Genomic DNA, 22840 nt, shown 5'->3' on the forward strand with positions numbered 1-22840 from the left:
ATTTTCTGGTGCGTACCGGGCTGAGAGGCGGTGTAAGTGAACTGTAGTTGCCATGTTTTACGGCAATGAGAGCAGAGATAGCGCTGATGTCCGGCAGTGCTTTTGCCGTTACGCACCACGCCTTCAGTAGCGGAGCAGGAAGGACATCTGATGGAAATGGAAGCCACGCAAGCACCTTAAAATCACCATCATACACTAAATCAGTAAGTTGGCAGCATTACCAAATATTGGCCTAACAAACATCGCCGACTGACAACAAATTAATTATTACTTTTCCTAATTAATCCCTCAGAAATCCTCACCTTAAGCTATGATTATCAGGGCTTAGGGTCACTCGTCAGCGCTTACAGCCGTCAAAAATGCATCTCACCGCTGATGGCGCAAATTCTTCAATGGCTCGTAAAAAACGAATTATTCCTACACTATAATCTGATTTTAACGATGATTCGTGCGGGGTAAAATAGTAAAAACGATCTATTCACCTGAAAGAGAAATAAAAAGTGAAACATCTGCATCGATTCTTTAGCAGTGATGCCTCGGGAGGCATTATTCTTATCATTGCCGCTATCCTGGCGATGATGATGGCCAACAGCGGCGCAACCAGTGGATGGTATCACGACTTTCTGGAGACGCCGGTTCAGCTCCGGGTTGGTTCACTCGAAATCAACAAAAACATGCTGTTATGGATAAATGACGCGCTGATGGCGGTATTTTTCCTGTTAGTCGGTCTGGAAGTTAAACGTGAACTGATGCAAGGATCGCTAGCCAGCTTACGCCAGGCCGCATTTCCAGTTATCGCCGCTATTGGTGGGATGATTGTGCCGGCATTACTCTATCTGGCTTTTAACTATGCCGATCCGATTACCCGCGAAGGGTGGGCGATCCCGGCGGCTACTGACATTGCCTTTGCACTTGGTGTGCTGGCGCTATTGGGAAGTCGTGTTCCGTTAGCGCTGAAGATCTTTTTGATGGCTCTGGCTATTATCGACGATCTTGGGGCCATCATTATCATCGCATTGTTCTACACTAATGACTTATCGATGGCCTCTCTTGGCGTCGCGGCTGTAGCAATTGCGGTACTCGCGGTATTGAATCTGTGTGGTGTACGCCGCACGGGCGTCTATATTCTGGTTGGCGTAGTGTTGTGGACTGCGGTGTTGAAATCGGGGGTTCACGCAACTCTGGCGGGGGTAATTGTCGGCTTCTTTATTCCTTTGAAAGAGAAGCATGGGCGTTCTCCAGCGAAGCGACTGGAGCATGTGTTGCACCCGTGGGTGGCGTATCTGATTTTGCCGCTGTTTGCATTCGCTAATGCTGGCGTTTCTCTGCAAGGCGTCACGCTGGATGGCTTGACCTCCATTCTGCCATTGGGGATCATCGCTGGCTTGCTGATTGGCAAACCGCTGGGGATTAGTCTGTTCTGCTGGTTGGCGCTGCGTTTGAAACTGGCGCATCTGCCTGAGGGAACGACTTATCAGCAAATTATGGCGGTGGGGATCCTGTGCGGTATCGGTTTTACTATGTCTATCTTTATTGCCAGCCTGGCCTTTGGTAGCGTAGATCCAGAACTGATTAACTGGGCGAAACTCGGTATCCTGGTCGGTTCTATCTCTTCGGCGGTAATTGGATACAGTTGGTTACGCGTTCGTTTGCGTCCATCAGTTTGACAGGACGGTTTACCGGGGAGCCATAAACGGCTCCCTTTTCATTGTTATCAGGGAGAGAAATGAGCATGTCTCATATCAATTACAACCACTTGTATTACTTCTGGCATGTCTATAAAGAAGGTTCCGTGGTTGGCGCAGCGGAGGCGCTTTATTTGACACCACAAACCATTACCGGACAGATCCGGGCTCTGGAAGAGCGCCTGCAAGGCAAATTATTTAAGCGCAAGGGACGTGGTCTCGAACCCAGCGAGCTGGGAGAACTGGTCTATCGCTATGCCGATAAAATGTTCACCTTAAGCCAGGAAATGCTGGATATTGTGAACTATCGCAAAGAATCCAATTTATTGTTTGACGTTGGCGTGGCTGATGCACTTTCCAAACGCCTGGTCAGTAGCGTGCTGAATGCTGCAGTGGTAGAAGGCGAGCCGATTCATCTTCGCTGCTTCGAATCCACCCACGAAATGCTACTGGAGCAATTAAGCCAGCATAAACTGGATATGATCATTTCCGACTGTCCGATAGACTCTACGCAGCAGGAAGGCCTGTTCTCCGTGAGAATTGGCGAATGTGGCGTGAGTTTCTGGTGTACAAATCCACCACCAGAAAAACCGTTCCCGGCTTGTCTGGAAGAACGGCGACTTTTGATTCCTGGGCGACGTTCAATGTTAGGGCGCAAATTGCTTAACTGGTTTAACTCCCAGGGATTAAACGTAGAAATCCTCGGCGAGTTTGATGATGCCGCGTTGATGAAAGCTTTTGGTGCAATGCACAATGCAATCTTCGTTGCCCCAACGCTTTATGCATATGACTTTTATGCCGATAAAACTGTCGTAGAAATTGGTCGCGTCGAGAATGTGATGGAAGAGTACCATGCTATTTTTGCTGAGCGGATGATTCAGCACCCGGCGGTACAGCGAATCTGCAATACGGATTATTCTGCGCTTTTTAGTCCAGCGGCGCGTTAATCGGCAGCTCCCCCAAAGTTAAAGTGGAGGAGATAGATTAGTTGTACATAACCACGATTTTGACTCGGCTCATTATTTGCCCGCTTGAGACATTATTTCCATATGTACGCGGGCGAATAAATAGAGGAATCTGATTACTTCCTTCATGGGGATGCTGAAAAGAGTAGTAATTGCTTTTACCATACTGGATTTCATTCGTACCATCATTCGAGAGTTGAAAGCCTACTTGACCCGCACCGTCCTCACTGTTTTCTAACTCATTTTTTAATATGCTGGTTCCTGACTCCTGTATCGTCACTGGTTCAAAGTAATATTCAACATCACTGGGTTCAAAAACTAATTCACCTTGCTCGCCCTGGATGCAGTCAAATCTTATATGATGAAACTGATAATTTTCATTATTGATACGAGACAGTACAAATCGTCCAGTGTCGATGGATTGATCTTCAAAACCACAGGTCATTAAATTTACCTGTAAAATAGTATTTAAATTATAATTAAAGCGGACGCTATTACAATTAGTATTATTCCCTGTACATGAACTCACTTCAATTTCGAACAACAAAGGAAAAGGAGTTCCTGGAAAAATGTCTGCGGTGTTAGAACTATCTGATACAGATGCGATAGAATATGGAATGGTGAAATTTATCGCAGATAGCATTTCTTCTAAATTATAAGATGACTTCCCTGGAAGCTCTATTTTTTTACCGTCATATTCAAAGGGGAAATTAATAATACAATGACGACTTCCGACTTTAAACCTTAAAGCGTTCTGTGTTAAAAAATGAACTTTAATGGCGTTGGTTGTCTCTTGCAAGTCTGTACACTCAATGATATTTCCGGTGTTTTCAATTTTTTCGGCGGTGAGATTACCTTTCATACTCAGTGGCTTGAGTATATATGTTCCACGTTGTTCACCGACATTGGTCAATGCACAGGGAGCACTTTGCACAATAAAAGAATATAGACTCAAGGTGATTAATAAAAGCCACTTCATAGTAAACTCCTTTTACTGGCATATATATGTTTTGTTTTCATCAATAACGTGTTGAAAAGTAATAGTACAGAATAAATTCTGTTCATCATTGAGAGCAACTTTTATGCCAGTTGGAATTTCATCTACGCGAATAAAAAGGCGACTACCCTGGCCAACGACTCCAATATTGTTTTCCTGGAGATCCAGTACGTCATAGCCAAAGGTTAATGGCGAACCATCGGGACGCAGTGCCTGTATATACCAAGGCTTACGTTGGTCAGTTGTAAACTGCACATAAGAAACTGCTCCACGGTAAGGCGCAATAATTTGACGATTGCCCTGCAATTCTGTTTCACTTTCACTGTTTGCTATATCAAGTACCAGATGGTTTTCACGATGAGGTATAATCGGGTCGTAAACAACCTGGCCTTTGCTGTTTGTTCGGTTGTATTTTTGTCCATTAATATGCGCGCCTTCTAATCCAGGCGCATCCAGAATTGCAAATGTATCGGATAACTGGTTAGTGATATTAATACCACCGGACCAGACAACTAATCCACTACTAATACTTCCACCACTTTGCCAGGCGTTTTTAGAATGACTATAGCTGCCATCTATTATGGCGATGGGAGTTCTCCAGCTTAAATTCGTACCAAGCGAGGTATCATTATTTTGTTGTTGCTGATTAACATATATACCATAATTTAACTGATCATGTTCACCGGCTATGCCAGTAATTCCAGTATTGTTGGAGGAATAGCCATCTTTTGAAAATGAGGTCGAATTCGATAAGTTAATTTGGTGACGTGTTTTGGCAATATCATCCCCCCAGTAGAAAGGAATGGAGATAAACAGATTAAAACGCTCCTCTTCTTTATTATTTTCATCATAAGATTGGCTGGCAGAGAAAGTATAACTAATGTGTTGCCAGTTATTGGAGTAACTGAATTGGTAATCTTTAGCATTTCCACTTCGCCCCCAGTAATTCCGCCAAAGCGCACTTAATGATACATTTCCCAGATTATTGGATAAAGGTTGCATAATATTGGCAGAAAGGCTATTTTTTCTGCCAATATCATAAAAATCATTATAATCACTCTGATGATAGTGTTTATCATTTTCGTAAAGATGGTCGCTGAATGTCCTGTAATCCTGCGAAGCATAACGCCAGGCGGCCACGCTAAATCGAGTGGCTGTTTGTACTAGATATTTATTATAGGCGACCTGATAGCTCGTACCTTCGTGTCTGGTATCATTATTTAACTTACTACTCGATCGGGCAGCGTAAAAAGAGATGGCACCCAGCGGTGTATTCCAACCATTTCCCAGAGTTATAGCATTATAGTTATCGGATAAAATCGTACCCGATTATGTGATCAGGTTGTTATTATTTAGATTAATGTTTAAATTTTTTAATTTCTTGATGTGAAGTTGATGAAAGTTTAATATTCTTAATTATTCCCTTCTTTATAAGAAGAGCAAGGTGCCATTATTAGAGTGAGAGAGTAGGATGTTTCAGAGTATGCTTCAGATTATTTTTTATTCCTCTGTAGTGAATTAATAATCATCACAGTTAATTTCATTCTGAAATTACTTCTTTTTTGAGATTTTTTAATTTTGATGAGCTATGTTTTTCATAAGGAACATAGACTCGTTGATGCTCTGAAGGTATTTTCTCATTTCCGGGGATGTTTTGTCGTAATCGTGCATAAACTTTTTCAGTTCTTTATACACATCATTATTTAGCTTTACATTGTCGCGAACTAAAGTTTGTACCAATGGTATCAAAATTTCGAAACGGGACGGTTTGTCATCAATACTTGCCAGGGTTTTGAATACTCCTGTGTATCTGTAACCTAAGTGCTTATTGACAAGTTGAGTGGTCCATCGACCAGGCATAATATCTTCACAGAGCAAATTTTTTATTCTGGTATTAGTGAATGATGCTCCAAATATGTTGCTTTTTTTAATGAAGAGATTATTGATTTCTCCATTTGAAAAGATGGTGTTTGATAAGTCGCTTTCAAAACATGATATATTGGATAATACACAACTAAAATAATACCCATATGAAAGGTTGCTCTTTTCTATTGTTATATTTGATAGCGACATTTTATGTATATTGATATTAGGGGCAGTCAAATACTGGATCTTTTGATCGTTAAGTTCATACATCTCCAGTGATTTATTATAGGGTAATAAAAGTATAAATTCCTTTATATTATCTCCGCAGTAAGAAAAGACGACATCAAATTTATTAGTGGCCATATTTTCAGTTGAGCAGTAAGCTGATTTTTCTATTAACCGACTGGGCACGCTTTTAAATAAAGATAATTTTCCACATAGTTTTGAATATGCCGAATTGCTAGTTTTAAAATTCTGCCATGTTATTTTCTGGTTATCATCTTTCGATGAGGAGGGGATTTTATTGCATTGTTCATTATATAGCTCAGGGAAAATATTTTTTTTAATTAGCTTTTTGATTTCCTGGTTAAGATGACTTTTTTTCTTGTCTATTGCACTATATTTAGCGTTTTGTGACGTCTCCTGATGAGCATAAAATGACTGGAGATTTCTGCAGGCCTCATAAAATATTTCAGGAGTATATAGCTGTGGGTATATTTCCGGGTTGAAGTTTGCCTTTAAGAACTTAACGAATTTTTCATAGCATTCTTGATATATCTTAATCTCTTCAGAAAGACATTCGCTTGTTCTGTCATCAAAAACATCCAATCTAAGTAATGTGATGCCTTTGTGTTTAAAAAATAAAATTGAACTGTATGTTCTATGAGTTTACATCTATAAAAATGTGCATCTCTCAGATGAGTATATTGAAAAAAATGATGGAGGACTGGAGATGGTTTAGGAAAATCCTGGCTTCTGAAAAAGTCATCAAACAAAATTAAGAACTCTGTTTTATACTCGCAAAACACTTTTACTAACTCATTTTGTCTTGTTTTATTTATTATTACATCATCTACTATATTTGATTTATAAAGACAATGTGGCGAAGTTGAGATACCATCTGTCATTATCAGTCCTTGAAGTTGATGAATTTTTATTAATTTAATTTATGAGTGAATGTGACTACTATCAAAAATCGCTCATTAATTTTAAGAAGTACAATATAAATAGGTATTTAACCTGTGTTGATTGCTGTTAATAATTTACAAGGTCTAATGAGGAGATATTTATGAATGGTTAAAGTATATAGGAATTTAATTCAAAAATAGAGTGGTCTTAAGTTTAATACCTCAATGTGTATCACAATATCCACATTCTTTGTAGGGGGTCTGGAGATTGAGTAGATATTCTTGTTCAGAATGTATCAGCCGATGGTTCTACGATTCTTAAGCCACGAAGAGTTCAGATAGTACAACGGCATGTCTGCAAGAACCTGCAACTTTTGACTATCTGGCAACCGGCAGTGTGTTCTCTCACGCATCACAAAAGCAGCAGGCATAAAAAAACCCGCTTGCGCGGGCTTTTTCACAAAGCTTCAGCAAATTGGCGATTAAGCCAGTTTGTTGATCTGTGCAGTCAGGTTAGCCTTATGACGTGCAGCTTTGTTTTTGTGGATCAGACCTTTAGCAGCCTGACGGTCCACGATCGGTTGCATTTCGTTAAATGCTTTCTGTGCAGCAGCTTTGTCGCCAGCTTCGATAGCTGCGTATACTTTCTTGATGAAAGTACGCATCATAGAGCGACGGCTTGCGTTGTGCTTACGAGCCTTTTCAGACTGAATGGCGCGCTTCTTAGCTGATTTGATATTAGCCAAGGTCCAACTCCCAAATGTGTTCTATATGGACAATTCAAAGGCCGAGGAATATGCCCTTTTAGCCTTCTTTTGTCAATGGATTTGTGCAAATAAGCGCCGTTAATGTGCCGGCACTCGTTACGTAGTGATGGCGCAGGATTCTACCAGCTTGCGGGGTGTGAATACAGCTTTTCCGCGATAAAAATTGCAGCAGGCGGTCAGTTTCTTCCCGTGATTTGCGCCATGGCAATGAAAAGCCACTTCTTTCTGATTTCGGTACTCAATCGCCGGTTAACCTTGACCGCTGTACAAGGTATACTCGGACGATTTTCACTGTTTTGAGCCAGACATGAAGCTGATACGCGGCATACATAATCTCAGCCAGGCCCCGCAAGAAGGGTGTGTGCTGACTATTGGTAATTTCGACGGCGTGCATCGCGGTCATCGCGCGCTGTTACAGGGCTTGCAGGAAGAAGGGCGCAAGCGCAACTTACCGGTGATGGTGATGCTTTTTGAACCTCAACCACTGGAACTGTTTGCTACCGATAAAGCCCCGGCACGGCTGACCCGGCTGCGGGAAAAACTGCGTTACCTTGCAGAGTGTGGCGTTGATTACGTGCTGTGCGTGCGTTTCGACAGGCGTTTCGCGGCGTTAACCGCGCAAAATTTCATCAGCGATCTTCTGGTGAAGCATTTGCGCGTAAAATTTCTTGCCGTAGGGGATGATTTCCGCTTTGGCGCTGGTCGTGAAGGCGATTTCTTGTTATTACAGAAAGCTGGCATGGAATACGGCTTCGATATCACTAGTACGCAAACTTTTTGCGAAGGTGGCGTGCGTATTAGCAGCACCGCTGTGCGTCAGGCGCTGGCGGATGACAATCTGGCTCTGGCAGAAAGTTTACTGGGGCACCCGTTTGCCATCTCCGGGCGTGTAGTCCACGGTGATGAATTAGGGCGCACTATAGGTTTCCCGACGGCGAATGTACCGCTACGCCGTCAGGTTTCCCCGGTGAAAGGGGTTTATGCGGTAGAAGTGCTGGGCCTCGGTGAAAAGCCGTTACCCGGCGTGGCAAACATCGGAACACGCCCAACGGTTGCCGGTATTCGCCAGCAGCTGGAAGTGCATTTGTTAGATGTTGCAATGGACCTTTACGGTCGCCATATACAAGTAGTGCTGCGTAAAAAAATACGCAATGAGCAGCGATTTGCGTCGCTGGACGAACTGAAAGCGCAGATTGCGCGTGATGAATTAACCGCCCGCGAATTTTTTGGGCTAACAAAACCGGCTTAAGCCTGTTATGTAATCAAACCGAAACACGGAACCGAGAATCTGATGAGTGACTATAAATCAACCCTGAATTTGCCGGAAACAGGGTTCCCGATGCGTGGCGATCTCGCCAAGCGCGAACCGGGAATGCTGGCGCGTTGGACTGATGATGATCTGTACGGCATCATCCGTGCGGCTAAAAAAGGCAAAAAAACCTTCATTCTGCATGATGGCCCTCCTTATGCGAATGGCAGCATTCATATTGGTCACTCGGTTAACAAGATTTTGAAAGACATTATCGTGAAGTCCAAAGGGCTTTCCGGTTATGACTCGCCGTATGTGCCTGGCTGGGACTGCCACGGTCTGCCGATCGAGCTGAAAGTAGAGCAAGAATACGGTAAGCCGGGTGAGAAATTCACCGCCGCCGAGTTCCGCGCCAAGTGCCGCGAATACGCGGCGACCCAGGTTGACGGTCAACGCAAAGACTTTATCCGTCTGGGCGTGCTGGGCGACTGGTCGCACCCGTACCTGACCATGGACTTCAAAACTGAAGCCAACATCATCCGCGCGCTGGGCAAAATCATCGGCAACGGTCACCTGCACAAAGGCGCGAAGCCGGTACACTGGTGCGTTGACTGCCGTTCTGCGCTGGCGGAAGCGGAAGTTGAGTATTACGACAAAACTTCTCCGTCCATCGACGTTGCTTTTCAGGCGGTCGATCAGGATGCACTGAAAGCAAAATTTGCCGTAAGCAACGTTAACGGCCCAATCTCGCTGGTGATCTGGACCACTACGCCGTGGACTCTGCCTGCGAACCGCGCAATCTCTATTGCACCTGATTTCGACTATGCGCTGGTGCAGATCGACGGTCAGGCCGTGATTCTGGCGAAAGATCTGGTTGAAAGCGTAATGCAGCGTATCGGCGTGACCGATTACACCATTCTCGGCACGGTAAAAGGTGCGGAGCTTGAGTTGCTGCGCTTTACCCATCCGTTTATGGGCTTCGACGTTCCGGCAATCCTCGGCGATCACGTTACCCTGGATGCCGGTACCGGTGCCGTTCACACCGCGCCTGGCCACGGCCCGGACGACTATGTGATCGGTCAGAAATACGGCCTGGAAACCGCTAACCCGGTTGGCCCGGACGGCACTTATCTGCCGGGCACTTATCCGACGCTGGATGGCGTGAACGTCTTCAAAGCGAACGACATCGTCGTTGCGCTGCTGCAGGAAAAAGGCGCGCTGCTGCACGTTGAGAAAATGCAGCACAGCTATCCGTGCTGCTGGCGTCACAAAACGCCGATCATCTTCCGCGCGACGCCGCAGTGGTTCGTCAGCATGGATCAGAAAGGTCTGCGTGCGCAGTCACTGAAAGAGATCAAAGGCGTGCAGTGGATCCCGGACTGGGGCCAGGCGCGTATCGAGTCGATGGTTGCTAACCGTCCTGACTGGTGTATCTCCCGTCAGCGCACCTGGGGCGTACCGATGTCACTGTTCGTGCACAAAGACACGGAAGAGCTGCATCCGCGTACTCTCGAACTAATGGAAGAAGTGGCAAAACGCGTTGAAGTTGACGGCATCCAGGCGTGGTGGGATCTTGATGCGAAAGAGATCCTCGGCGATGAAGCTGATCAGTACGTGAAAGTGCCGGACACATTGGATGTATGGTTTGACTCCGGATCTACCCACTCCTCTGTTGTTGACGTGCGTCCGGAATTTGCCGGTCACGCAGCGGACATGTATCTGGAAGGTTCTGACCAGCACCGTGGTTGGTTCATGTCTTCCCTAATGATCTCCACCGCGATGAAAGGCAAAGCGCCGTATCGTCAGGTACTGACCCACGGCTTTACCGTGGATGGTCAGGGTCGCAAGATGTCTAAATCCATCGGCAATACCGTTTCGCCGCAGGATGTGATGAACAAACTGGGCGCGGATATTCTGCGTCTGTGGGTGGCATCAACCGACTACACCGGTGAAATGGCCGTTTCTGACGAGATCCTGAAACGTGCTGCCGATAGCTATCGTCGTATCCGTAACACCGCGCGCTTCCTGCTGGCAAACCTGAACGGTTTTGATCCAGCAAAAGATATGGTGAAACCGGAAGAGATGGTGGTACTGGATCGCTGGGCCGTAGGTTGTGCGAAAGCGGCACAGGAAGACATCCTCAACGCGTACGAAGCATACGATTTCCACGAAGTGGTACAGCGTCTGATGCGCTTCTGCTCCGTTGAGATGGGTTCCTTCTACCTCGACATCATCAAAGACCGTCAGTACACCGCCAAAGCGGACAGTGTGGCGCGTCGTAGCTGCCAGACTGCGCTGTATCACATCGCAGAAGCGCTGGTGCGCTGGATGGCACCAATCCTCTCCTTCACCGCTGATGAAGTGTGGGGCTACCTGCCGGGCGAACGTGAAAAATACGTCTTCACCGGTGAGTGGTACGAAGGCCTGTTTGGCCTGGCAGACAGTGAAGCGATGAACGATGCGTTCTGGGACGAGCTGTTGAAAGTGCGTGGCGAAGTGAACAAAGTCATTGAGCAAGCGCGTGCCGACAAGAAAGTGGGTGGCTCGCTGGAAGCGGCAGTAACCTTGTATGCAGAACCGGAACTGGCGGCGAAACTGACCGCGCTGGGCGATGAATTACGATTTGTCCTGTTGACCTCCGGCGCTACCGTTGCAGACTATAACGACGCACCTGCTGATGCTCAGCAGAGCGAAGTACTCAAAGGGCTGAAAGTCGCGTTGAGTAAAGCCGAAGGTGAGAAGTGCCCACGCTGCTGGCACTACACCCGGGATGTCGGCAAGGTGGCGGAACACGCAGAAATCTGCGGCCGCTGTGTCAGCAACGTCGCCGGTGACGGTGAAAAACGTAAGTTTGCCTGATGAGTCAATCGATCTGTTCAACAGGGCTACGCTGGCTGTGGCTGGTGGTAGTCGTGCTGATTATCGATCTGGGCAGCAAATACCTGATCCTCCAGAACTTTGCTCTGGGGGATACGGTCCCGCTGTTCCCGTCGCTTAATCTGCATTATGCGCGTAACTATGGCGCGGCGTTTAGTTTCCTTGCCGATAGCGGCGGCTGGCAGCGTTGGTTCTTTGCCGGTATTGCGATTGGTATTAGCGTGATCCTGGCAGTGATGATGTATCGCTCGAAGGCCACGCAGAAGCTAAACAATATCGCTTATGCGCTGATTATTGGCGGCGCGCTGGGCAACCTGTTCGACCGCCTGTGGCACGGCTTCGTTGTCGATATGATCGACTTCTACGTCGGCGACTGGCACTTCGCCACCTTCAACCTTGCCGATACTGCCATTTGTGTCGGTGCGGCGTTGATCGTGCTGGAAGGGTTTTTACCTTCTAAAGCGAAAAAACAATAATAAACCCTGCCGGATGCGATGCTGACGCATCTTATCCGGCCTACAGATTGCTGCGAAATCGTAGGCCGGATAAGGCGTTTACGCCGCATCCGGCAAAAATCCTCAAATATAAGAGCAAACCTGCATGTCTGAATCTGTACAGAGCAATAGCGCCGTCCTGGTGCACTTCACGCTAAAACTCGACGATGGCACCACCGCCGAGTCTACCCGCAACAACGGTAAACCGGCGCTGTTCCGCCTGGGTGATGCTTCTCTTTCTGAAGGGCTGGAGCAACACCTGTTGGGGCTGAAAGTGGGCGATAAAACCACCTTCTCGTTGGAGCCAGATGCGGCGTTTGGCGTGCCGTCACCGGACCTGATTCAGTACTTCTCCCGCCGTGAATTTATGGATGCAGGCGAGCCAGAAATTGGCGCAATCATGCTTTTTACCGCAATGGATGGCAGTGAGATGCCTGGCGTGATCCGCGAAATTAACGGCGACTCCATTACCGTTGATTTCAACCATCCGCTGGCCGGGCAGACCGTTCATTTTGATATTGAAGTGCTGGAAATCGATCCGGCACTGGAGGCGTAACATGCAGATCCTGTTGGCCAACCCGCGTGGTTTTTGTGCCGGGGTAGACCGCGCTATCAGCATTGTTGAAAACGCGCTGGCCATTTACGGCGCACCGATATATGTCCGTCACGAAGTGGTACATAACCGCTATGTGGTCGATAGCTTGCGTGAGCGTGGGGCTATCTTTATTGAGCAGATTAGCGAAGTACCGGACGGCGCGATCCTGATTTTCTCCGCACACGGTGTTTCTCAGGCGGTACGTAACGAAGCAAAAAGCCGCGATTTGACGGTGTTTGATGCCACCTGTCCGCTGGTGACCAAAGTGCATATGGAAGTCGCCCGCGCCAGCCGTCGTGGCGAAGAGTCGATTCTCATCGGCCACGCCGGGCATCCGGAAGTGGAAGGTACGATGGGCCAGTACAGTAACCCGGAAGGGGGAATGTATCTGGTCGAATCGCCGGACGATGTGTGGAAACTGACGGTCAAAAACGAAGAGAAGCTCTCCTTTATGACCCAGACCACGCTGTCGGTGGATGACACGTCTGATGTGATCGACGCGCTGCGTAAACGCTTCCCGAAAATTGTCGGTCCGCGCAAAGATGACATCTGCTACGCCACGACTAACCGTCAGGAAGCGGTACGCGCCCTGGCAGAACAGGCGGAAGTTGTGTTGGTGGTCGGTTCGAAAAACTCCTCCAACTCCAACCGTCTGGCGGAGCTGGCCCAGCGTATGGGCAAACGCGCGTTTTTGATTGACGATGCGAAAGATATCCAGGAAGAGTGGGTGAAAGAGGTTAAATGCGTCGGCGTGACTGCGGGCGCATCGGCTCCGGATATTCTGGTGCAAAATGTGGTGGCACGTTTGCAGCAGCTGGGCGGTGGTGAAGCCATTCCGCTGGAAGGCCGTGAAGAAAACATTGTTTTCGAAGTGCCGAAAGAGCTGCGTGTCGATATTCGTGAAGTCGATTAAGTCATTAGCAGCCTAAGTTATGCGAAAATGCCGGTCTTGTTACCGGCATTTTTTATGGAGAAAACATGCGTTTACCTATCTTCCTCGATACTGACCCCGGCATTGACGATGCCGTCGCCATTGCCGCCGCGATTTTTGCCCCCGAACTCGACCTGCAACTGATGACCACCGTCGCGGGTAATGTCTCGGTTGAGAAAACTACCCGTAATGCCTTGCAACTGCTGCATTTCTGGAATGCGGAGATTCCGCTCGCCCAGGGAGCCGCTGTGCCGCTGGTACGCGCACCGCGTGATGCGGCATCTGTGCACGGCAAATCGGGAATGGCTGGCTACGACTTTGTTGAGCACAACCGAAAGCCGCTCGAGGTACCGGCGTTTCTGGCGATTCGGGATGCCCTGATGCGTGCACCAGAGCCTGTTACCCTGGTAGCCATCGGCCCGTTAACCAATATTGCGCTGTTACTTTCACAATGCCCGGAATGCAAACCGCATATTCGCCGTCTGGTGATCATGGGCGGTTCTGCTGGTCGCGGCAACTGTACACCAAATGCCGAGTTTAATATCGCTGCCGATCCAGAAGCGGCTGCCTGTGTCTTCCGTAGCGGCATCGAAATTGTCATGTGCGGTCTGGATGTCACCAATCAGGCAATATTAACCCCTGACTATCTCGCTACTTTACCGGAGTTGAATCGCACCGGAAAAATGCTCCACGCCCTGTTTAGCCACTACCGTAGCGGCAGTATGCAAAGCGGTCTGCGAATGCACGATCTCTGCGCCATCGCCTGGCTGGTGCGCCCGGACTTATTCACCCTCAAGCCGTGTTTTGTCGCGGTAGAAACTCAAGGCGAATTTACCTCAGGCACGACGGTGGTTGATATCGACGGTTGCCTGGGCAAACCAGCCAATGTACAGGTGGCATTGGATCTGAATGTAAAAGGCTTCCAACAGTGGGTGGCTGATTTGCTGGCTCTGGTGCCGTAACCTGTCACATGTTATCGGCATGCAGTCATTCATCGACTCATGCCTTTCACTGATATCCCTCCCTGTTTATCATTAATTTCTAATTATCAGCGTTTTTGGCTGGCGGCGTAGCGATGCGCTGGTTACTCTGAAAACGGTCTATGCAAATTAACAAAAGAGAATAGCTATGCATGATGCAAACATCCGCGTTGCCATCGCGGGAGCCGGGGGGCGTATGGGCCGCCAGTTGATTCAGGCGGCGCTGGCATTAGAAGGCGTGCAGCTGGGCGCGGCGCTGGAGCGCGAAGGATCTTCTTTACTGGGCAGCGACGCCGGTGAGCTGGCTGGTGCAGGGAAAACAGGCGTTACCGTGCAAAGCAGCCTTGATGCGATAAAAGATGATTTTGATGTGTTTATCGATTTTACCCGTCCGGAAGGTACGCTGAACCATCTCGCTTTTTGTCGCCAGCATGGCAAAGGGATGGTGATCGGCACTACGGGGTTTGACGAAGCCGGTAAACAGGCGATTCGTGACGCCGCCGCCGATATTGCGATTGTCTTTGCCGCCAATTTTAGCGTTGGCGTTAACGTCATGCTTAAGCTGCTGGAGAAAGCAGCCAAAGTGATGGGTGACTACACCGATATCGAAATTATTGAAGCACATCATAGACATAAAGTTGATGCGCCGTCAGGCACCGCACTGGCAATGGGAGAGGCGATCGCCCACGCCCTTGATAAAGATCTGAAAGATTGCGCGGTCTACAGTCGTGAAGGCCACACCGGTGAACGTGTGCCTGGCACCATTGGTTTTGCCACCGTGCGTGCAGGTGACATCGTTGGCGAACATACCGCGATGTTTGCCGATATTGGCGAGCGTCTGGAGATCACCCATAAGGCGTCCAGCCGCATGACATTTGCTAACGGCGCGGTAAGATCGGCTTTGTGGTTGAGTGGTAAGGAAAGTGGTCTTTTTGATATGCGAGATGTGCTTGATCTCAATAGTTTGTAACCACAAAATATTTGTTATGGTGCAAAAATAACACATTTAATTTATTGATTGTAAAGGGCTTTAATTTTTGGCCCTTTTATTTTTAGTGTTATGTTTTTAAATTGTCTATAAGTGCCAAAAATTACATGTTTTGTCTTCGGTTTTTGTTGTTTTAATGTAAATTTTGACCATTTGGTCCACTTTTCCCTACTCGCTTTTATTTCATGCAATCTTCTTGCTGCGCAAGCGTTTTCCAGAACAGGTTATATGATCTTTTTGCCGCTTAATGCCTGTAAAACATGCATGAGCCACAAAATAATATAAAAAATCCTGCCATTAAGTTGACTTTTAGCGCCCATATCTCCAGAATGCCGCCGTTTGCCAGAAATTCGTCGGTAAGCAGATTTGCATTGATTTACGTCATCATTGTGAATTAATATGCAAATAAAGTGAGTGAATATTCTCTGGAGGGTGTTTTGATTAAGTCAGCGCTATTGGTTCTGGAAGACGGAACCCAGTTTCACGGTCGGGCCATAGGGGCAACAGGTTCGGCGGTTGGGGAAGTCGTTTTCAATACTTCAATGACCGGTTATCAAGAAATCCTCACTGATCCTTCCTATTCTCGTCAAATCGTTACTCTTACTTATCCCCATATTGGCAATGTCGGCACCAATGACGCCGATGAAGAATCTTCTCAGGTACATGCACAAGGTCTGGTGATTCGCGACCTGCCGCTGATTGCCAGCAACTTCCGTAATACCGAAGACCTCTCTTCTTACCTGAAACGCCATAACATCGTGGCGATTGCCGATATCGATACCCGTAAGCTGACGCGTTTACTGCGCGAGAAAGGCGCACAGAATGGCTGCATTATCGCGGGCGATAACCCGGATGCGGCGCTGGCGTTAGAAAAAGCCCGCGCGTTCCCAGGTCTGAATGGCATGGATCTGGCAAAAGAAGTGACCACCGCAGAAGCCTATAGCTGGACACAAGGGAGCTGGACGTTGTCCGGTGGCCTGCCAGAAGCGAAAAAAGAAGACGAGCTGCCGTTCCACGTCGTGGCTTATGATTTTGGTGCCAAGCGCAACATCCTGCGGATGCTGGTGGATAGAGGCTGTCGCCTGACCATCGTTCCGGCGCAAACTTCTGCGGAAGATGTGCTGAAAATGAATCCAGACGGCATCTTCCTCTCCAACGGTCCTGGCGACCCGGCCCCGTGCGATTACGCCATTACCGCCATCCAGAAATTCCTCGAAACCGATATTCCGGTATTCGGCATCTGTCTCGGTCATCAGCTGCTGGCGCTGGCGAGCGGTGCGAAGACTGTCAAAATGAAATTTGGTCACCACGGCGGCAACCATCCGGTTAAAGATGTGGAGAAAAACGTGGTAATGATCACCGCCCAGAACCACGGTTTTGCGGTGGACGAAGCAATATTACCTGCAAACCTGCGTGTCACGCATAAATCCCTGTTCGACGGTACGTTACAGGGCATTCATCGCACCGATAAACCGGCATTCAGCTTCCAGGGGCACCCTGAAGCCAGCCCTGGTCCACACGACGCCGCGCCGTTGTTCGACCACTTTATCGAGTTAATTGAGCAGTACCGTAAAACCGCTAAGTAATCAGGAGTAAAAGAGCCATGCCAAAACGTACAGATATAAAAAGTATCCTGATTCTGGGTGCGGGCCCGATTGTTATCGGTCAGGCGTGTGAGTTTGACTACTCTGGCGCGCAAGCGTGTAAAGCCCTGCGTGAAGAGGGTTACCGCGTCATTCTGGTGAACTCCAACCCGGCGACCATCATGACCGACCCGGAAATGGCTGATGCAACCTACATCGAGCCGATTCACTGGGAAGTTGTACGCAAGATTATTGAAAAAGAGCGCCCGGACGCGGTGCTGCCAACGATGGGCGGTCAGACGGCGCTGAACTGCGCGCTGGAGCTGGAACGTCAGGGCGTGTTGGAAGAGTTCGGTGTCACCATGATTGGTGCCACTGCCGATGCGATTGATAAAGCAGAAGACCGCCGTCGTTTCGACGTAGCGATGAAGAAAATTGGTCTGGAAACCGCGCGTTCCGGTATCGCACACACGATGGAAGAAGCGCTGGCGGTTGCCGCTGACGTGGGCTTCCCGTGCATTATTCGCCCATCCTTTACCATGGGCGGTAGCGGCGGCGGTATCGCTTATAACCGTGAAGAGTTTGAAGAAATTTGCGCCCGCGGTCTGGATCTCTCTCCGACCAAAGAGTTGCTGATTGATGAGTCGCTGATCGGCTGGAAAGAGTACGAGATGGAAGTGGTGCGTGATAAAAACGACAACTGCATCATCGTCTGCTCTATCGAAAACTTCGATGCGATGGGCATCCACACCGGTGACTCCATCACTGTCGCGCCAGCCCAAACGCTGACCGACAAAGAATATCAAATCATGCGTAACGCCTCGATGGCGGTGCTGCGTGAAATCGGCGTTGAAACCGGTGGTTCCAACGTTCAGTTTGCGGTGAACCCGAAAAACGGTCGTCTGATTGTTATCGAAATGAACCCACGCGTGTCCCGTTCTTCGGCGCTGGCGTCGAAAGCGACCGGTTTCCCGATTGCTAAAGTGGCGGCGAAACTGGCGGTGGGTTACACCCTCGACGAACTGATGAACGACATCACTGGCGGACGTACTCCGGCCTCCTTCGAGCCGTCCATCGACTATGTGGTTACTAAAATTCCTCGCTTCAACTTCGAAAAATTCGCCGGTGCTAACGACCGTCTGACCACTCAGATGAAATCGGTTGGCGAAGTGATGGCGATTGGTCGCACGCAGCAGGAATCCCTGCAAAAAGCGCTGCGCGGCCTGGAAGTCGGTGCGACTGGATTCGACCCGAAAGTGAGCCTGGATGACCCGGAAGCGTTAACCAAAATCCGTCGCGAACTGAAAGACGCAGGCGCAGATCGTATCTGGTACATCGCCGATGCGTTCCGTGCGGGCCTGTCTGTGGACGGCGTCTTCAACCTGACCAATATTGACCGCTGGTTCCTGGTACAGATTGAAGAACTGGTGCGTCTGGAAGAGAAAGTAGCGGAAGTGGGCATCACTGGCCTGAACGCTGAATTCCTGCGCCAGCTGAAACGCAAAGGCTTTGCCGATGCGCGTCTGGCAAAACTGGCGGGCGTGCGCGAAGCGGAAATCCGCAAGCTGCGCGACCAGTATGACCTGCACCCGGTTTATAAGCGCGTGGATACCTGTGCGGCAGAGTTCGCCACCGACACCGCTTACATGTACTCCACTTATGAAGAAGAGTGCGAAGCGAATCCGTCTACCGACCGTGAAAAAATCATGGTTCTCGGCGGCGGCCCGAACCGTATCGGTCAGGGTATCGAATTCGACTACTGCTGTGTACACGCCTCGCTGGCGCTGCGCGAAGACGGTTACGAAACCATTATGGTTAACTGTAACCCGGAAACCGTCTCCACCGACTACGACACTTCCGACCGCCTCTACTTCGAGCCGGTAACCCTGGAAGATGTGCTGGAAATCGTGCGTATTGAGAAGCCGAAAGGCGTTATCGTTCAGTACGGCGGTCAGACCCCGCTGAAACTGGCGCGTGCACTGGAAGCCGCTGGCGTACCGGTTATCGGCACCAGCCCGGATGCTATCGACCGTGCGGAAGACCGTGAACGCTTCCAGCACGCGGTTGACCGCCTGAAACTGAAGCAACCGGCGAACGCCACCGTTACCGCTATCGAAATGGCGGTAGAGAAGGCGAAAGAGATTGGCTACCCGCTGGTGGTACGTCCGTCTTACGTTCTCGGCGGTCGGGCGATGGAAATCGTCTATGACGAAGCAGACCTGCGTCGCTACTTCCAGACGGCGGTCAGCGTGTCTAACGATGCGCCAGTGTTGCTGGACCACTTCCTCGATGACGCGGTAGAAGTGGATGTGGACGCCATCTGCGACGGCGAAATGGTGCTGATTGGCGGCATCATGGAGCATATTGAGCAGGCGGGCGTGCACTCCGGTGACTCCGCATGTTCGCTGCCAGCCTACACTTTAAGTCAGGAAATTCAGGATGTGATGCGCCAGCAGGTGCAGAAACTGGCCTTCGAATTGCAGGTGCGCGGCCTGATGAACGTGCAGTTTGCGGTGAAAAACAACGAAGTCTACCTGATTGAAGTTAACCCGCGTGCGGCGCGTACCGTTCCGTTCGTCTCCAAAGCCACCGGCGTACCGCTGGCAAAAGTGGCGGCGCGCGTGATGGCTGGCAAATCGCTGGCTGAGCAGGGCGTAACCAAAGAAGTTATCCCGCCGTACTACTCGGTGAAAGAAGTGGTGCTGCCGTTCAATAAATTCCCGGGCGTTGACCCGCTGTTAGGGCCAGAAATGCGCTCTACCGGGGAAGTCATGGGCGTGGGCCGCACCTTCGCTGAAGCGTTTGCCAAAGCGCAGCTGGGCAGCAACTCCACCATGAAGAAACACGGTCGTGCGCTGCTTTCCGTGCGCGAAGGCGATAAAGAACGCGTGGTGGACCTGGCGGCAAAACTGCTGAAACAGGGCTTCGAGCTGGATGCGACCCACGGCACGGCGATTGTGCTGGGCGAAGCAGGTATCAACCCGCGTCTGGTAAACAAGGTGCATGAAGGCCGTCCGCACATTCAGGACCGTATCAAGAATGGCGAATATACCTACATCATCAACACCACCTCAGGCCGTCGTGCGATTGAAGACTCCCGCGTGATTCGTCGCAGTGCGCTGCAATATAAAGTGCATTACGACACCACCCTGAACGGCGGCTTTGCCACCGCGATGGCGCTGAATGCCGATGCGACTGAAAAAGTAATTTCGGTGCAGGAAATGCACGCACAGATCAAATAATAGCGTGTCATGGCAGATATTTTTCATCCGCTAATTTGATCGAATAACTAATACGGTTCTCTGATGAGGACCGTTTTTTTTTGCCCATTAAGTAAATCTTTTGGGGAATCGATATTTTTGATGACATAAGCAGGATTTAGCTCACACTTATCGACGGTGAAGTTGCATACTATCGATATATCCACAATTTTAATATGGCCTTGTTTAATTGCTTCAAAACGAGTCATAGCCAGACTTTTAATTTGTGAAACTGGAGTTCGTATGTGTGAAGGATATGTTGAAAAACCACTCTACTTGTTAATCGCCGAATGGATGATGGCTGAAAATCGGTGGGTGATAGCAAGAGAGATCTCTATTCATTTCGATATTGAACACAGCAAGGCGGTTAATACCCTGACTTATATTCTGTCGGAAGTCACAGAAATAAGCTGCGAAGTTAAGATGATCCCTAATAAGCTGGAAGGGCGGGGATGCCAGTGTCAGCGACTGGTTAAAGTGGTCGATATCGATGAACAAATTTACGCGCGCCTGCGCAATAACAGTCGGGAAAAATTAGTCGGCGTAAGAAAGACACCGCGTATTCCTGCCGTTCCGCTCACGGAACTTAACCGCGAGCAGAAGTGGCAGATGATGTTGTCAAAGAGTATGCGTCGTTAATGTCATTTCGATGATACCGTGCGACCTGGTCGCCGGATGCGATGCTGGCGCATCTTATCCGGCTTACGGTTGCTTTCCAGCCAGGTCGGATAAGGCGTTTACGCCGCATCCGGCAAGATCACCGTTTCGGCGTCACATCCGTCGTCCCCTGCAAACGGGGGCGATTTTCCTCCATTTGCCTCAGTGGCTGCGTTTCATGTAACGATGCATGACAGCGTCCGACAAGATCCTGATACTCTTTGGTATTCAACCGTTTCCAGTGTAACTCGTCGTCACTCACACTGCGTACAGCGCGGGCTGGCGTACCCATCAACAACTGGCGTTTCTCGCCACTAAAGCCTGCTTTGACAAAGCTCATGGCGGCAACAATGCTCTCTTCGCCAATGACCGCGCCATCCATAATCACGCTGTTCATCCCGACCAATGCATCGCGACCAATCACACAACCATGCAGGATCGCTCCGTGCCCGATATGGCCGTTTTCCCCAACGATGGTGTCAGTGTCGCAGTAGCCATGCATAACGCAGCCATCCTGAATATTGGCTCCCGCTTGCACGATCAACCGCCCGTAGTCACCACGCAGTGAGGCGAGTGGGCCGATGTAGACACCGGCTCCCACAATCACATCGCCAATCAAGACGGCACTGGGATGGACAAACGCCGTCGGGTGAACCACCGGAATTAACCCCTCAAAGGCGTAATAGCTCACGGTTGTTAACGTCCTTTCCACACCGGATCGCGCTTCTCGGCAAACGCCAGCGGCCCTTCAATGGCATCCTCCGAATGCAGAACCGACGGATAGTGTTTCAACACGCCGCTGCGAATATAGCGATACGCTTCTTCTACCGGCATTTCGCTGGTGGTGCGGTAGATCTCTTTCAGCGCCGCAATCGCCAGCGGAGCGCTGTTAACCAGCTGCTGCGCCAGTTCGCGGGCGTTATCCATCAGTTCCGCCTGGCTAACCACGCGGTTGACTATCCCCCAACGCAGCGCCTCTTCTGCGCCCATTCGTCTGCCGGTCATCACCATTTCATTGACGATGGCAGGCGGCAGGATCTTCGGCAGACGCAGCACACCGCCGCTGTCAGGAACGATGCCCAGTTTGGCTTCCGGCAGGGCGAAGCTGGCGTTATCGGCACAAACAATAAAATCTGCCGCCAGCGCCAGTTCGAAACCGCCGCCAAAGGCGTAGCCGTTCACAGCTGCGATAACTGGTTTGTCGAGATTGAAAATTTCGGTTAATCCCGCAAAACCACCCGGGCCAAAGTCAGCATCCGGTGCTTCGCCTTCTGCTGCCGCTTTTAAATCCCAGCCCGCGGAAAAGAATTTCTCTCCGGCACCGGTAATAATGGCGATACGTAATTGCGGATCGTCACGGAAATTTAGAAATACTTCGCCCATTTCAAAGCTGGTTTTTGCATCAATAGCATTCGCTTTTGGGCGATCAAGGGTAATTTCCAGAATTGATCCATTGCGGGTCAGATGTAATGATTCACTCATTCCTTTTCTCCATTTTTGCTTTTTCAGGGACGACAACATTCCTGCAAAAAATGCATATTGTTTTAGAGCGTGATTATTAGCTGGCAGGGTAGTTCCCTGCCGTTTCATTTATTTCAGATTCTTTCTAATTATTTTCCCCGAGCAATTACGTGGCAGATCTTTTCTGATCTCCAGATAAGAGGGCACTTTAAATTTCGCCATATTTTGTTCGCAGAAGCGGTGATGCTGCCAACTTACTGATTTAGTGTATGATGGTGTTTTTGAGGTGCTCCAGTGGCTTCTGTTTCTATCAGCTGTCCCTCCTGTTCAGCTACTGACGGGGTGGTGCGTAACGGCA

General features: G+C 49.2%; 19 protein-coding genes and 3 pseudogenes. 14 read left to right on the plus strand and 8 right to left on the minus strand.

Annotation, left to right across the window (positions count from 1 at the left end):
- Nucleotides 1–167, minus strand: a 167-nt coding sequence (locus tag K0778_RS21730) for an IS1 family transposase (protein ID WP_047664789.1), incomplete at its 3' end; no start/stop codon positions are given.
- 333 nt (nucleotides 168–500) lie between these two features.
- On the opposite strand from K0778_RS21730, the gene nhaA reads away from it, so the two are divergent.
- Both nhaA and nhaR read left to right on the plus strand, forming a co-directional pair.
- Nucleotides 501–1667: a Na+/H+ antiporter NhaA gene (gene nhaA / locus K0778_RS21735; protein WP_000681368.1), complete on the plus strand. Its 1167-nt coding sequence runs from the start codon at nucleotides 501–503 to the stop codon at nucleotides 1665–1667.
- 65 nt (nucleotides 1668–1732) lie between these two features.
- Entirely contained in the window at nucleotides 1733–2632 is a 900-nt protein-coding gene (nhaR, locus tag K0778_RS21740; RefSeq protein ID WP_001300855.1) for a transcriptional activator NhaR, read from the plus strand.
- Nucleotides 2633–2669: 37 nt separating this feature from the next.
- Here nhaR and K0778_RS21745 read toward each other — a convergent pair whose 3' ends face one another.
- The 4 genes and pseudogenes from K0778_RS21745 to rpsT form a co-directional block, all read right to left on the minus strand.
- Entirely contained in the window at nucleotides 2670–3629 is a 960-nt protein-coding gene (locus tag K0778_RS21745) for a fimbrial family protein (RefSeq protein ID WP_063084470.1), read from the minus strand.
- Between the two features lie 12 nt (nucleotides 3630–3641).
- Nucleotides 3642–4973: pseudogene (locus K0778_RS21750) on the minus strand (fimbria/pilus outer membrane usher protein); the annotation flags it as partial.
- 246 nt (nucleotides 4974–5219) lie between these two features.
- Nucleotides 5220–6640: pseudogene (gene espX1, locus K0778_RS21755) on the minus strand (type III secretion system effector EspX1).
- Nucleotides 6641–7122: 482 nt separating this feature from the next.
- The gene (gene rpsT, locus K0778_RS21760) at nucleotides 7123–7386 is read right to left on the minus strand and encodes a 30S ribosomal protein S20 (RefSeq protein WP_001274021.1); all 264 of its coding nucleotides are present in this window, start codon (nucleotides 7384–7386) and stop codon (nucleotides 7123–7125) included.
- Between the two features lie 102 nt (nucleotides 7387–7488).
- On the opposite strand from rpsT, the gene K0778_RS21765 reads away from it, so the two are divergent.
- The 11 genes from K0778_RS21765 (at nucleotide 7489) to caiF (ending at nucleotide 21003) form a co-directional block, all read left to right on the plus strand.
- Entirely contained in the window at nucleotides 7489–7707 is a 219-nt protein-coding gene (locus tag K0778_RS21765) for a DUF2575 family protein (protein WP_001300728.1), read from the plus strand.
- Between the two features lie 7 nt (nucleotides 7708–7714).
- Nucleotides 7715–8656 (plus strand): bifunctional riboflavin kinase/FAD synthetase, encoded by a 942-nt coding sequence (ribF, locus tag K0778_RS21770; RefSeq protein WP_000767329.1) that lies wholly within the window; start codon nucleotides 7715–7717, stop codon nucleotides 8654–8656.
- Nucleotides 8657–8698: 42 nt separating this feature from the next.
- Nucleotides 8699–11515, plus strand: coding sequence for an isoleucine--tRNA ligase (gene ileS / locus K0778_RS21775; RefSeq protein WP_001286865.1), 2817 nt, complete (start codon nucleotides 8699–8701; stop codon nucleotides 11513–11515).
- Nucleotides 11515–12009: a signal peptidase II gene (gene lspA / locus K0778_RS21780; protein WP_000083369.1), complete on the plus strand. Its 495-nt coding sequence runs from the start codon at nucleotides 11515–11517 to the stop codon at nucleotides 12007–12009. Before ileS ends, lspA begins: the two co-directional genes overlap by 1 nt.
- Before the next feature lie 124 nt (nucleotides 12010–12133).
- Nucleotides 12134–12583: an FKBP-type peptidyl-prolyl cis-trans isomerase gene (gene fkpB, locus K0778_RS21785; protein ID WP_000004655.1), complete on the plus strand. Its 450-nt coding sequence runs from the start codon at nucleotides 12134–12136 to the stop codon at nucleotides 12581–12583.
- Nucleotide 12584: 1 nt separating this feature from the next.
- Entirely contained in the window at nucleotides 12585–13535 is a 951-nt protein-coding gene (gene ispH, locus K0778_RS21790; RefSeq protein WP_001166395.1) for a 4-hydroxy-3-methylbut-2-enyl diphosphate reductase, read from the plus strand.
- 65 nt (nucleotides 13536–13600) lie between these two features.
- Nucleotides 13601–14515, plus strand: coding sequence for a ribonucleoside hydrolase RihC (gene rihC / locus K0778_RS21795; RefSeq protein ID WP_001239155.1), 915 nt, complete (start codon nucleotides 13601–13603; stop codon nucleotides 14513–14515).
- Between the two features lie 166 nt (nucleotides 14516–14681).
- Nucleotides 14682–15503 (plus strand): 4-hydroxy-tetrahydrodipicolinate reductase, encoded by an 822-nt coding sequence (gene dapB, locus K0778_RS21800; RefSeq protein ID WP_000543586.1) that lies wholly within the window; start codon nucleotides 14682–14684, stop codon nucleotides 15501–15503.
- 455 nt (nucleotides 15504–15958) lie between these two features.
- Nucleotides 15959–17107 (plus strand): glutamine-hydrolyzing carbamoyl-phosphate synthase small subunit, encoded by a 1149-nt coding sequence (gene carA / locus K0778_RS21805; protein ID WP_063084469.1) that lies wholly within the window; start codon nucleotides 15959–15961, stop codon nucleotides 17105–17107.
- A 17-nt stretch (nucleotides 17108–17124) separates the two neighbouring features.
- On the plus strand, nucleotides 17125–20346 hold the full coding sequence (gene carB / locus K0778_RS21810; RefSeq protein WP_001126349.1) for a carbamoyl-phosphate synthase large subunit: 3222 nt from the start codon (nucleotides 17125–17127) through the stop codon (nucleotides 20344–20346).
- Nucleotides 20347–20607: 261 nt separating this feature from the next.
- Nucleotides 20608–21003, plus strand: a complete 396-nt coding sequence (caiF, locus tag K0778_RS21815; RefSeq protein WP_000333125.1) for a carnitine metabolism transcriptional regulator CaiF — start codon at nucleotides 20608–20610, stop codon at nucleotides 21001–21003.
- Nucleotides 21004–21121: 118 nt separating this feature from the next.
- On the opposite strand, the gene caiE is transcribed toward caiF, so the two are convergent.
- From caiE to K0778_RS27825, 3 genes and pseudogenes are all read right to left on the minus strand, one after another.
- Nucleotides 21122–21712: a carnitine operon protein CaiE gene (caiE, locus tag K0778_RS21820; RefSeq protein ID WP_001619097.1), complete on the minus strand. Its 591-nt coding sequence runs from the start codon at nucleotides 21710–21712 to the stop codon at nucleotides 21122–21124.
- Nucleotides 21713–21717: 5 nt separating this feature from the next.
- Complete coding sequence (gene caiD / locus K0778_RS21825) at nucleotides 21718–22503, minus strand: crotonobetainyl-CoA hydratase (protein WP_063084468.1); 786 nt, start codon at nucleotides 22501–22503, stop codon at nucleotides 21718–21720.
- 108 nt (nucleotides 22504–22611) lie between these two features.
- A pseudogene (locus K0778_RS27825) lies at nucleotides 22612–22722 on the minus strand (hypothetical protein); the annotation flags it as partial.
- Between the two features lie 54 nt (nucleotides 22723–22776).
- Here K0778_RS27825 and K0778_RS21830 point away from each other — a divergent pair.
- The coding region (locus K0778_RS21830) for an IS1 family transposase (RefSeq protein ID WP_001676991.1) at nucleotides 22777–22840 on the plus strand (64 nt) is incomplete at its 3' end.

The organism is Escherichia sp. XD33, from assembly GCF_019375075.1.
GTDB classification, from domain to species: domain Bacteria; phylum Pseudomonadota; class Gammaproteobacteria; order Enterobacterales; family Enterobacteriaceae; genus Enterobacter; species Enterobacter flexneri_A.

Excerpts from the sequence above, each read along its gene's own strand:
- nhaR (WP_001300855.1), top strand. The coding sequence starts at position 1,733 with ATGTCTCATATCAATTACAACCACTTGTATTACTTCTGGCATGTCTAT.
- K0778_RS21745 (WP_063084470.1), bottom strand. The coding sequence starts at position 3,629 with ATGAAGTGGCTTTTATTAATCACCTTGAGTCTATATTCTTTTATTGTG.
- K0778_RS21765 (WP_001300728.1), top strand. The coding sequence starts at position 7,489 with ATGTGCCGGCACTCGTTACGTAGTGATGGCGCAGGATTCTACCAGCTT.
- ribF (WP_000767329.1), top strand. The coding sequence starts at position 7,715 with ATGAAGCTGATACGCGGCATACATAATCTCAGCCAGGCCCCGCAAGAA.
- ileS (WP_001286865.1), top strand. The coding sequence starts at position 8,699 with ATGAGTGACTATAAATCAACCCTGAATTTGCCGGAAACAGGGTTCCCG.
- lspA (WP_000083369.1), top strand. The coding sequence starts at position 11,515 with ATGAGTCAATCGATCTGTTCAACAGGGCTACGCTGGCTGTGGCTGGTG.
- fkpB (WP_000004655.1), top strand. The coding sequence starts at position 12,134 with ATGTCTGAATCTGTACAGAGCAATAGCGCCGTCCTGGTGCACTTCACG.
- ispH (WP_001166395.1), top strand. The coding sequence starts at position 12,585 with ATGCAGATCCTGTTGGCCAACCCGCGTGGTTTTTGTGCCGGGGTAGAC.
- rihC (WP_001239155.1), top strand. The coding sequence starts at position 13,601 with ATGCGTTTACCTATCTTCCTCGATACTGACCCCGGCATTGACGATGCC.
- dapB (WP_000543586.1), top strand. The coding sequence starts at position 14,682 with ATGCATGATGCAAACATCCGCGTTGCCATCGCGGGAGCCGGGGGGCGT.
- carB (WP_001126349.1), top strand. The coding sequence starts at position 17,125 with ATGCCAAAACGTACAGATATAAAAAGTATCCTGATTCTGGGTGCGGGC.
- caiF (WP_000333125.1), top strand. The coding sequence starts at position 20,608 with ATGTGTGAAGGATATGTTGAAAAACCACTCTACTTGTTAATCGCCGAA.
- caiD (WP_063084468.1), bottom strand. The coding sequence starts at position 22,503 with ATGAGTGAATCATTACATCTGACCCGCAATGGATCAATTCTGGAAATT.